Genomic DNA, 13,549 nt, shown 5'->3' on the forward strand with positions numbered 1-13,549 from the left:
GGCAAACACCCCGCCGCAACCGAACCCACCAACGGCAAACTTCCGCATCCGGCCGACAACGAACCGGTCAACACACACACCGAAGAACCAGCGCCCCAGCACAATCCGACGCCCGACGAGGCTCACACCACCGACCAACAACCCGCCACACCCGAAGCAACCGACAGCGCGCGGCCACACCCCTCGGCCGCCGATAGCGAGACGACTAGAGCGGGCGCGACCGATAAGACCGAAGTCGATGCGGCCGAACCAGCTGCGGGCCGACAGACCGCCGAGGACGCCCTACAGGACTACGCGGATCGCTGCTCACCGGATCTTCCGGAAGAACAGCGCTTGGTGAACGCCCCCGCGGAAACCTTGGTGGAGATGTTGCGCAGCGGCGACCAAGCCGAGGTAACGGCCGCATTGATCGAGACCATCCGCCGTGGCGAGAACAAGGTGCTGCGCTGGACACAGGTCGCAGCCATGCTGGCGATGCGCGACGGCCCGGTGAATATGGATGCCGGAGAGGGCAAGTCGCTGGTCTTCCTGGCACACGCGGCCCGTGATGCCATGGAACACGGTGCGGTGCAGGTGATCACCACCCGCGACAATCTCGCCAACCGCGAATTCGCCCGATACCAAGAGGTTCTGGGCCCGCTCGGTATCGATGTGGTGCGGATGAACCCGGACACCGCACCGCCACCACCGGAGCCGGGTAAACCGACGATCTACATCGGCACCCAGCAGGATGTGGGTTTCGCCGCGCTGCGCGATAACTGGGTGCCGGGCCGGCGCGCCTCGATCGACGAGATCGACGAGGCGCTCGTGCACGCCGATACCCAGTACATCCTGTCCGACGGCGCGGGCCAGCTCGCCGATCCCGAGGTCGCCGCGCAGGTCAGCGATGCCCGCGACTTCCTGACCGAATGTCTGGACCGGGGCGTCCTGACCGAATCCGATTTCGGCCGCACAGCGGACCAGCGCGGCGGCCCGGCGAATCTGACCGAGACCGGACGCCAGAGCCTGGAACGCCAACTCGGCCGCGCGCTGACCGACGAAGAGCTGACCCGACTGAACATGGCGGCCTCCGCCAAATGGGAATACGTCGAGAACGTGCACTATGTCCGGCACGAAATCGATGGGCAGGAACGGATCTTCATCATCGATCAGACCACCCACAAGGTGATGTTCGATCCGGAAACCTCCACCGAGAGTCGCTGGAACGGCGGCCTGGCCCAGGCGGTCGAGGCCAAACACGACCTGCCCATCCGCAATGACCCGAACAGCTCGAAATCCATTACCGCGCAAAAACTCTTCAGCAGTGAGAACTACGACCACATCACGGGTGCGTCGGGCACCGCCGAAGGCTCCGCGGGCACACTCAAGAGCCGGTTCGGCATGGGCGATGTCGTCAAGATCGACCGCTTCACCGAATCGAAGCTCGAGGTCAGACAGGACGCGATCTCGTCGGACGAGGCCGCGAAACTGAAGCAGATCGCCGCCGACACGCAGACGATGCAGAAAACCGGCCGCCCACAGCTGATCCTGTGCGACCGCAACGACCTCGTCGCCGCACTGTCGAACGTCATGAAAACCGAGCACCCCGACGTGGAATTCGTCGCGGTGGACGCGAAATGGTTCCTCGAGCACGGCACCAGGGCCGAGGACGACCTGCAAGTGCTCTTCGACGCGGCGGGCCAAGAGGGCAAAGTCCTGATCATCAATATGCAGGGCGCCCGCGGTGTCGACATCCCGATCAGCGCGGCGGCCCGCGACCTCGGCGGCCTGCATGTCGCGGTCACCGGCCGGTCCGCGCTGTCACGCGATATCGATATCCAGGCCGAGAATCGCGCCGCCCGCAACGGCGAACCGGGCAGTGTCCAGTACTACATCTCACCCACCGACGGCCTCTACGCCCCGACCAACAACCCGATGGTCAAGCAGGTCGTCGTCAAATACGTCAACGAGTACAACCAAGCCGCCGCCGAACATCAGGCGGCGCCGACGGCCGAGACGCGAGCACGGCTCACCAAGGCCGAGAAGAATCTGCGCGACTTGGTCACGCCGCTGCAAGAGGTGGCGGACGCGCAGCATCAGCTGGCTCGGGGCGGTGGCACCTCCGGTCCGAGCGCGCATGCCCCTCCGACAACCCAGTCGGACGATCCGAGCCGAAGACACTCGTCCTTCATAAATCAAATGCCACCGACACTGTCCGGTGGCGCCCTCGACGCGGCCACCGCCGGGCAACAGCAGATCCTCGACGACAAGATCGGCAAGTCCGGCAAGGCGCTGGTCGACGACACAGCCACGGTGCTGCGGCAGGCACAGGCTGGCGACCCTGCCGCGACACAGGTTTTGCAGCAGCGCTTCGGGGACGCGACCTTCGAGCATGTGCTGACCGTGCTCGGCTGGGATCCGGCGCACGGCATGGCGCCCGAGCCGGTGCAGCAGCTGGCGCACGCGATCAACGCGGCCGGGTACCACACCGCGCAACTCGACGGATGGCAGCTCCCCGCAGGCCGTGAACTCGGCGACTACCTGGGCGAACATTTACGAAATGCGTTGCTGGACAGCGTAATTCACATGACCGACGGGCAAATCGCCTCGATCGCCGACGTACACGACGCGCTCCGAAACGGCCGCGAGCTCAGCCCACTCCAGGTCGGCGCGATCCATGCGATGACCAAGGCGGTACAGACGCAGTTCCCGACGGTCGCGGTGGGTGCACACACCGACCCCGGGCAAGCGGTGCACGCACAGCATCGCGACGGTGATCCGGCGCCGCCGCACCAGCAGGCCGATGCACAACCGACGAGCGACCCACAAGCGGCACCGCCCATCGTTGCCGCGGCGGCGAGCGACAAAACGGCTGGCGAGACCGGCTCGACGCCTGCGTATGCGGACGCGGGACGCGCCATGGACCCCTCACTCCCAGCCGAGCCCGCCGCTACCGGACCACAGGCCATGGCCGTGTTCATGCAAAGACTCGTCGCCGCCTATGTGGCGCTAGAGGGGGTCACGGCATCCGACCCGATGGTCGTGGCGCTGGCCAACATGACAATTCCTGGGTTTCAGCATTACTTCAGCGAGTTGTCGCCGATTCAGCAGACCGCACTGACTCTCCGGTTCCGGCAGGAACAATCGGACGGCCATACGGCAACGGCCCTGAACAAGAGCATGACCTTGGCTCGGCCCCTCCGGGCCGCCACAGTGCGGACCATCACCGCGGGCGCCCTGCGCTGTCTGGCCAGATCGGTTGCCGCAGAACAACGGGTCCCCGGAATCGGTCTGAACCTCACCGCGGATGAGATCACCGTTCTGTACGGGACGGCCCAGGGTTTGCTGCCGTTCGAGGTCGCGGCGTTGGAACAGCTTCGTTGGTCACGCAGGAAAGCCGTTGCCGCCGTCAACCGCGTCTCCAACAAGCTCGGCACCGCCAACCGGGCGGCGTCGGTGGTCGCCGCAGTCCGGCGAGGAGATCTCGATATCACCGACTTCCCGGTGGCCGAGCAGTACGGACCCGTCGAATTGTCGGCCACCGAGCGCAGCGTCCTGGTCTTGGTCGCGAAAGGCCTAACGGACGAGGCCATTTCGGAGCACCTGCCGCTCTCGGTAGCCCAGGTGCGGAACTGCCTCGACGATATCGGCACCACATTCGGGGTCCGTGACCGCGCCGGTATGGTCGCGGTCGGATTGCGTGAGGGCCTGCTCGACGTCAACGGTTCCGCTTGGACGAAGTGGGCCGAGGTGCACACCGACGAGCGCACACTATCCGGGCGCGAGCTGGAAGTTCTCGCCCTTCATGCCGCAGGCGAGAGTATTGCGGGCATCGCGGCTGTTCTCGTCCTGTCCGAGAACACCGTGAGAACGTACTTCAAGCGCATTCGCGAGAAACTGGGCGTCTCCGGGACCGGCGACCCGGTAGCGGCGGCGTTCGACAAAGGCATCGAGTTGCCTGGTGTCGCCCGCGAGAATCATTCGGATGCCAGGAGCGTCGGCGGAAAAGTAACGGCGATCCATCCCGGCGGTAGTCCCGGTACGGCGGCAGTTCCCGACCGCGATCTGATCGCAGAGTTGCGTCGGCCATACGGACACGACACTCTTCGCCGGGCACTGACCGCCCTCGGCTGGGATGCGGAACGCAACGCACCCGTGGTCGACGACATCCTCAACCGGTTGACCTCCGCCGACCGCATCGTCCTCTCCTCCGCAATCAGCATGATGCGCTTCGGCCGTGACCTCACCAAGGAACAATTCGCCGCGGTCGAGGGAATCACGCAGCGAATGGCCGATCGGCGGCAGTTGCGCGACGGCGGACTGACCGATACCGAGCTCGCGGTGCTCACCGAAATAGCGACCGGCAAGACGTACGCCGAAATAGCAAAGAATTTGAGCAGACGGTACCGCGATGTACAGAACGACGCCGCGAGTATATTTACGAAACTCGGCGCCAGCGACCGAACCCACGCCGTGGTCGTGGCATTGCGAATGGAAATCTTTGCGCTGGACGACCTCCCCGAGCCGGAAAGTCTGCCGCCACAGCCGTTGACCGGCCGCGAAGCAGAGATACTCGGACTGATCTGCGCGGATAAGACGACGGTCGAGATCGCGGCGGCGACCGGATTATCGAAGGATGCGGTACAAGCAAATATCGACCGCATTTTCCGGAAGTTCGACACCAACACTCGTGTCGGTGCGATCGTTGAGGCGCTGCGACTTGGATATATCGATCTGAACAACGTGCCGGGCCCGGCAATTCCCGCACACGAAAAGCTGTCCGGTCAGCAGCTGGAAATAATCCGGTTGGCCGCCGCAGGCTGGACGAACGAGCAGATCGGAAACTCCAGAACTCTCGGCTTGGCGCTCGATTCCGTTGGACAGATATTAAGGGAAATCTTCAAAAGACTCGGTGCACACAGCCGAGCCGGGGCCGTTATGCAAGCCCTGCGCCTGGGATATCTCGACGTGAACGACATACCGGCGCCAGCGGTGATCGCTCCGCGTGCACTGTCACCGCAGGACAAGGAAATCCTCGGCCTCGTCGCCGCAGGCCGCTCGAACGCTGAGATCGCCAGCGCTCGCGCTGTCTCTCCGGCGACCATAAGAACCGAGATACGCATAATCTTCGAAAAGCTCGTCGTCAACGACCGAACTGCCGCCGTCGTCGAGGCACTGCGCCGAGGTCACCTCGACCTGCACGACATCGTTTCGCAACAGGGATCGCCAGGGACCGCGGTTGAACAACAGCCCGCGCGTAACGGCGGCGCTGCCGAATCGACGGGACCACGGCAGGACCACGAAGGCGCCGCCGAATTGGTCGCGGCTCCCGCGCCGACAAACCGGGAGCCGAACCTGCCGGGGCCGCAGCTGTTCTCGGACCCGTTCGCCGAATGGCCGACCGACGACACGACTCTGCCGTTGGCGCAGCAGGGTAACTCATCGGCATCGGAGGCACTGAAGCGACGGTATGGCCGCGACAACGTCCGGCGAGTGCTCGCCATGCTGGGATGGGATCCCACCCGAGGTACTCCGCCCGAGCCGGTGTCGCGGCTGGCATACGCGATCCACTTCGCCACGATCGGGTCGGCCGAACACGATCAGTGGTCCGTGCCCGTTGGACAAGACGTCGGCGACTGGTTGTTCACCACTGCTCAGAACACGCTGCTCGACAACCTCAATCGCCTGAATACCTCCCATCGCGGGCTTGTCACCGATGCGGCCGATGCGTTGCGCCGCCACGCGGATCTCACCGAACCGCAGGTCGGTGCCATCGAACGCCTCGCCGATGAGGTACGGACGCAGTCCCGCGAGCACGATTCCACCGATAAGCCAGCACCGGACCCGGCCACGAACCGCGTGCCGACCATATCCGCGGACAAGCGTGCCGAGTCGGCAACGGATTCCGAACGGCATATCAAACAGGCGATCGCCAGGGAGTTGTTCGACGCCTACGGCATAGAGGTGCTCGGCCTGGATAAGGCGGGAATTACCGTCGAGATGGCTTTGTCGATCAGGAATGCGATCATCGACAATTTCGATGAGGATCCGCTCATATCGCTTGCGGCTGTTCTGGTGGCTCCTTTGGATGGTCCGGCGGCCTGCGTATGGCAAGCCGGAGGCCCCTGGGTGAATTCGCCGCGATTGATGATTCTCAACGAGAATTTCTTCACCGATCCGGAAGAGTTGCGCACGAGTATCGCTGCCGCAGTAGCAAGCGGCCGACTGATGGCGCCGACCGGAGATGCCGTTTACGATGTCGTCAACCACGAAATGACGCATCTTCGCGACAAATTCGCGCGGTCGGGAAGATATGCCGACCCTAAACGCGGGTACCGGGATCTGGTGGAACTGCGTACGTTCGGCATCCTGCCATCCGACGCCAGGTTCGATAGGCGGAGAAACTACGCCAAAATATTGGAAGCGGCGGCATTCCCATTCCTTGTCGAACATTTCGATGGCCTCAAGAAGGCGAGGGCACTACCGGAAGACTATTCATTCGACGAATGGCTGGATCAGCTCGACGGCTACAGCTTCCACAAGAAGGAAAGGCGCGACGAGGACCGCCTTTACGCCGCATTCAACGCATGGCTGAATCAATTCGACAGCCAAGGGGAATTCGACGCCTGGCTGGATGGTTTCGATGTTCCGCGCCCGAACGGCACGGTCGAGTTGAAGACGCTCTTCGACACGTGGCAACACCAACTCGATGATGACACTCGACACCGGATACTCTCAGGCGCGGAAGAACTCCACGATGGTGGGGATCCCGGCGCGGCCGGTCTCGGCGATCGCAAGGTGTTCAATCCCCAGGAGGCGCTCGCCGAGGCCAACAACAGGTTCGGCGCCGCTGTACCGGTAACTGGTGAAACCGTAAGCGGACTCCCCGATTTCACCCATCCCGCCTATGCATTGCAGGCTGTGCTCAGGGGCGTCCCCGTGGCTCAGGTGTGGCGGGAAGCTCAGAACCGGAATGCTCTGGCGGCCGCCAGAGCAGCCGACCGCAGGCCGGTCCCGCAAGCATCCGGTTTCCGCGCGACCATCGCCCCGGACGGCATGATGGTGGACCTGGCTCGGGCATGGCGCGCGCAGGATCCCACCGGCCAAACGACGTACATGGGTGAGGTACCGGCGTACCTACAGACCGATTCCTGGGGCTGGCCGACTTTCGTCCTGGATGCGCTGGCTCATCTGGTAGCTCAGCAACGAGCCGAAATGCAGGGTGCGGACAGCGCGTCGGCGGCTGTCGACGAGTCGGCACACCCGATGTCCGAGTGGGAACACGCGCCCGCCGGTGAATTGGCGAAAGCGGTTCAGCAAGTGAGCGATACCGCCTGGCAGCGGGCCGAACTGCTGCGCGGTATTCGCGATGCGCTGGTGCATACCGATGGTCTTGCCGCACTGCTCGACCTCACCGAATGGGCAGACGCGGGTGCGGCCACAGCGAAGCTGGCCCCGGCGCAGCTACGTACCAGGGCTGCGGTAGCGCTGTCGCGAGCCGATCTCGGCGAGCAAATGCGTAATCGACTGCTGGCACTGCTCGATGACCTGGTCGCGGTCGCGGCCCAGTGCGCCACCTTCGACGCTGACCTCACCCGCTGGCGTGCCACGGCGGAGGAGTTGGCGCTGCGGGATGTCGCGGCGGCCCGTGGCGGGATTCCCGTGGGGCCGCACGGGCAACTCGTGGACGGCACCCGGGTCGAAGTATTCGAACGCCCCGGCAGCCGCGCCGCACTCGGTAGAACACTTCGGAATACGTTGCGACAGCACGGAGTTCCGGTGATCACCCGGCAAGTGCGAGTGGATCAGTACGGCCGGGTGCTGGTCACACAGCTGCCGACGCCGGTTCGAAACTCGATCGAGCAAGACCGGAATCGGTTATCGCGGTTGGGTAATCCACCCCAGGAGAGCTCGGCGTCGCTGCGAGCGGCCGACGAGCTCGACCGGCAATCGGCGGGCGCACCCGAGCAGTCGTGGCACCCGGTCACTTTGGCGACCGAGGTCAGGGAACAACAGCCTGAGTGGGGCGCGCGAATTGCCGCCGCGACCAACAGGGTGGCCCGCACCAGGGCTGCCCTGCAGCGCCTGCTGCCCACCGAATCCGATCCGGGCAGCATGCCCGCGGAAGCCGAACGGCGCCAGTCGGCACTGCTGGCACGTCTGGAAATGCTCGCGGAAACCCTGCGTACGATCCGGATTCAGGCCGCCGCCGAGGCCGCACAGCGACAGCTGGAACAACTACCCGGACAGCGTATCGGCCGCTGGGCACGCCTCGACGACGATGTGCTCACCGTGCTGTCGCCGTTTGCCGATGCTGAACAGCTTCTGCCCGCGGATACCCTGAATGCGCTGGCGCAGGCCGGGATTCGGGTCGACTACCGGCAGGTTCAGGTAGACGACGAGGGACACGTCCGAACCACACCACTTGCCCCCGCCGCCATCGAGCAGGACGGCCGGTACGCCGGGCAACAGCGGCTGCGGATCGGAGAAGCGGCCGAACCCACCGCGCACGGACTGATCGCGCAGGTGGCCGCGCACCTCGACGAACTTCTGCTACGGCACGGCGTCGCGGATCCGGCGACCGACCGAATGTCCGTGCCGCAGTTGCATGCTCAGCGAGACGCCCTGGTCACCGATCGGGAGCGCGCACGGCTGTCACGCGACCGGTGGCGCGCCGAACGCGATCGGCAGCGGGCGACCATAGACCCGGACGGCAGCATGCCGGAATCGGTGGCCCGGACCTTCGCGGCATACGCCGCCAGCGAACGGAATGCCGCCCGATTCGAGCAAGTGTTCCACCGCGCCGATGCTGAAATCGCGCGCCTCACGCTGCTCATCTACCGGGCCACCGATGAACTGCCGACAGGCGAAGCGGCCAGATCGACCCAACAGCTGCTCGGATCCGACGCCAAGGCACAGCATCAGGCCAGACAAGCGCAATCGTCGCGAATACGGGAAGCGACTCGCCGGGCTCTAGACCAGCACCTCGAATCGACCGGCCGATCCGGCATCGACCCGCTGTTCACCGCGGCTCCGGAATCACCTGCGGCCTTGCACAACTCCGCTCGGACTCCGCTCGGCGTCACGTTCGCCAACGAGGCACACATCCCCGCCACGGCGGAAATGAATCCGCAAGGCCCCGTCGCGCGAGCCTCGGACTCGGAGACGGTGGCGAAAGTAAAGGCGGCATTCGAGTCCGCGCATGACGCCGCGGCGCGAGGCGATGAGAGCGAGCTCGACAAGCTGCGCGCCGCCATACGACGGATAGACAACGCCGATCAGGCGCGGTGCCTCGTGTTCCGATTCGTAGAACAGATGTCGATACCCGACATCGTCGAAGCGATAGGTGGAAATCGCAACGCGACCGCGATCAAGAAACAGCTCAGCCGAGCCGTATATGCCTTGGCTGGAATCCTTTTCGCCGATTCCGATCCGGAAAGCGGTCAGGATTCCGACAACGAATCCGCGACGCGGCCGCGAGATCCGATCGGTACTACCGAAAAAACCGGCGGTCGAGATCGAACGGCGGACCCGAGCGGTTCCGATGCTCGGCAGCGCGCACTCGAAGTGCTTGTCGAGGCAGTCGCTATGCAAGACGTGGCGGAAGACAGCGGGAAATTCAGTCGCCGCGACACCATCGTGCTCGGAATCCAGAATGCCATTCGATCCGGTGCGCTTGCGGAGGGAACGTTGTTGCCGCGGGCGGCTGAACTCGCCCGGCGGCTCGGCGTCGGGAGATCCTCGGTAGAAAGGGCTTATCGGGAACTATCGCGCCGACGGTATGTCAAGACGGCACGCGGATACGGAACCACGGTTTCCGACCAATGGCGACCGCCCACGCTCGAGCAGGGCCGCGAAACAGATGCAGCCGCGCCGGGTTCGGGAATCCGCACCGCCCGTCGATACGTCCTGGACTGCGCCATCCGAGTCGCCCGCACAGTGCGGGCAGTCGGTCACGACGAGGCACCCGAGCCGGACGAAAACGATCCAGCCTGGTTCGCGGATGACAACTGGCGCACCCTCGAAGCGGGCATCCTCGCCCAGCTCCGAGTCGAGCCGAAACCCGCCGACGGGACCGACCCGATCGCCGCCATCGCCGAACGCATCCGCAGCGGGGAGGGCCCGGATACCGCCGTCATCGTCGTGGACGACGGCGAGAACGCCCACGGCTTCGTCATCACCAGAGTCGGGGACGAACTCATCGTCTTCGACACCCTCATCGAGGGTGACGCCCCGCGCGTACGAAGCTACGACGGCGACGAGAACGGCGAAAACCAGTGGGAGCCCACCTATCAACGCATAGGCACCGTCTACGTCGCCGAACTGAAGAACGACGGCGGCGTACTCACCGCCCTGGAACAGGCCCGCGCGGACCACGAGAACGAACCGCACCCGAACAAGATCACCGGTCCCCCGTCGGAGGTGAGTGCAGCACTCCAGCGCGCGCCCAGGGCTGCGGTCGTACAGGTTCTCGATTCCATCGATGCCGAGTTGCGTTCCATGAACGCCGCGCAACGCCGTCGTCTCCCAACACTTCCCGGCCTCGCCGCCCTTCCGAACTGGTTCGTGCGCCGGCTCGATCACGAAGCCGAGGCACAGAACCTGGCGGCCGGGCGGCCATCCACGATGACACCCGAGGAGTGGCACAGCAGAGCACGCGACCTGACCGATGAACTCGCCGGAATTCTCGGACTGCGCCAGCCAGGTACCGGGTGGACAGCCCCGTCCAGCAGCGATCCACTTCATGAACTCCGGAAGCTGAGCCGGCGCGACGACACACCACCCGCGCTCAAACATCTGGTCGAGGCCGCAACCCATTCGCTGGGACTGGCGGACATAGCCGCCGCCCTCGAGCCCATATTCGACTTGATGACCGGCTGGCCGGTCGCGGACCACCTCGACGCGGCGGTCGGCATCGCATGGGAGTTGGCAGTCCAGGCGCGGACCGACGGCGGTGGCGTCCCGCGCATTTCCGGCACCGTACTCGGGCAGCCACGCAATCGATGGGTGCAGATCGAGGTCAGCGACAGCAGCAGAACCCTGCCCGATCGAGGAAACGACAACCGGCCTGGCTGGCGTTCCCTCGAGTTGCTGGACGCCAAGTCCGGGTCTTGGGGCTGGAGCTTGCCGCGAGACGGCGGAAAGAAGGTGTGGTTCAAGCTCTTCGAGGCTGCCGGGCGTGCGGATCCCTCACAGGTGCTGCCCGAACCCGATATGGATCTGACCTTCGCGCAAGGTTCCGTCGCGCCTGGTGTCCGAGCAACCCGGCACGCGGCGGAGGAATTGCTGGCACAGGCCGGTTGGCCGGACGATCAAGAACGCTACGACCTGATCATGCTGTTGTCGGAGTTGGTGGGCAACGTCGATCGGTACGCGCCCGAGGGCGGTGCCCGGGTACGCGCCTTCCGGTTCGGTGATGTGTTCCGGTTCGAGATCGGCGACACCAGCCGAGGTCTGCCCGAGCGCCAGCAGGAAAGCGACTTCGATGCGGTCACCGATCTGGACTTCGCGGGCGACGAGTTGGACGCGTGGGAAGCGGGCGCGCTGACTGCCGGAACTCACGGCCGCGGAATCGGATTGCTCGAAGAGCTTGCCTCGGCATGGGGCGTCGACCTGGAACGCGCCGGTGGCAAGACCGTGTGGTTCGAGGTCCGGATGCCGAATTCTCCCGACAGCAACCGCGACGCGGCGGACGATCCGGACCAGGGAGCACCGACACGCTCCGCTACCGAGAGTACGGCCGAGACCGGATCATCGAATTCGGTTGCTGCGTCACGTCCGAGCGAAGTCGCGGATTCGAGCACAACATCGGAGCAAACGCAGCCCGATATTCCATTCGCCCAGCAACTGTGGGATCAGCACGGTCAGGAAGTCGTTCGACTCGTATTCGAGTTGCTGGGTGCCCTTCCGGTGCCTGGGCAACCACCGGCGCCGCCATTGGCGCGGTTGGCTCAAGAGATCATCCGCGACATTTTCCGCGACGTAGAAAACAGGACCGCACCCGAAGACGGAGATCTCCGTACGTGGTTGCGTGATCTCGCACAGGATTCGGTAGACCGCAAGCGGTTACAGCGGATCCGCGAAGGCGTCCTGGAAGCGTTGCGGCGCACCGGAAAACACGATTCCGACCCGGGTTACCGGACGATCACCGCGATGTCCGCGGCACAGTTCGAGCAGCGCGTCGCGGATTTGAATCCAGCACAAGGCCTTTGGCTCGAGCGCCGGTTCTTCCTGGGATTCGATCATGACGCAGCCGGATCGGTCCGCCCCTTCACGAATATGACAGCGGCGTTGCTGCTCACTCTGGAGCGAAATACCATCGATCGGCTTTCCCACCAAGAGGCCGCCGAAAACGACGAGACTGCGCACGAGTCACCTGCCACATATACCCTCCCACCGCCGGGATCACCGGAGTTCGCCGAACTGCGTACAGCTGTTGCGGCGCGGGTCCCCGAGGAGCTGTGGATCGCGGTGGGTGGCGACCTGGAGAAGTTGGTACGACATATCGCGGATCTTCGCGATGAACGTCAACGGAATCTCGTCGAGCTGCATTACCTGTCCGGGTTGGGTCCGACTGAGGTCCAGCAGAGGCTGGGCATAGGCCCTAGCACCTTCTACGACATCAATAACCGAGTTCTTCGCGTGCTGTTACGGGCGTCGGCGCGGGGCCCGCAATTCCGCCCCTCAATTGATGATCTTCCACCGTCCGGCTCGCCGCAGCGTATCGAGCTGACGGAAGCGGTAGCAGCACGCTTGCCCGCCGAATTGCGCGAAGCGATGAACGGCGACCTCCCGAAACTCCTCGAGGCTATCGCCGCCCTTCCCGAAATCCATCGGGAGTATGCCGAGCTGGCATACTTGCGGGGACTGACGTCGACTGAAATTTGGCAGACGACCGGTGTCAAACGGGCGATGCAGGTGAATTACGTACCGCGCGTCCTTGTCGAGAGGTTGACTCGGGGCCCGGTGTTCCGCGTCGGTGTGGACGAACTCCCACTGCCGGGTTCGCCCGGATACCTCGCACTGCAGCAAGCCGTGGCGGATCGGGTACCCGACGTGCTACGCGAGGCGATGAATGGCGACTTGGCAAAACTGTTGCAGGCTATAGCTGCCATCAGGTCCGAGAATCAACGACGGTACGCGGAACTGAGCTACCTGCAGGGCATGTCGCCCGCCGAGGTTTGTACGGAGCTGGATGTCAGCCGCGCGGCCGTCGACTCCATGCGCCTTGATTCGTCATTCGGTTTGGCGAATTGGCTGTCTCGGGGACCGGTATTCCAAGTCGGTCTGGAGGAGCTGCCACTGCCAGGTTCGACGCGATATCGCGAACTCGAAGCAGCTGTGCAGGCGAGAGTGCCCGCGCAGGTCTCGACTGCCATGGACGGCGGGCTGGAGGCGCTGTTACGTGCCGTCGCACGGCTTCCCCACGACGAGCGTGTCTACTGCGAATTGGTGTATTTCGGCGCGCTACGTCGGCGCGAAGTAGCCCACGCAATGGGACATCTCAGTGAACGAGAAACCGACTGGCTCAGGAGTTCCGCAGCACGTCGTGTGGTGGCCGAACTGCGGC

1 protein-coding gene (cut by a window edge) is annotated in these 13,549 nt (G+C 64.5%); it reads left to right on the forward strand.

Features of this window, described 5'->3' with window-relative positions; genetic code table 11:
* Positions 1–13,549 carry part of the coding region annotated (locus NP3_RS41110) for an MFS transporter (protein ID WP_157124891.1) on the forward strand (this coding region is incomplete at both ends). Its footprint extends 27,448 nt past the window's final position, so 13,549 of the 40,997 annotated nt are shown.

It is taken from the genome of Nocardia pseudovaccinii NBRC 100343 (genome assembly GCF_001613225.1).
Taxonomy (GTDB): domain Bacteria; phylum Actinomycetota; class Actinomycetes; order Mycobacteriales; family Mycobacteriaceae; genus Nocardia; species Nocardia pseudovaccinii.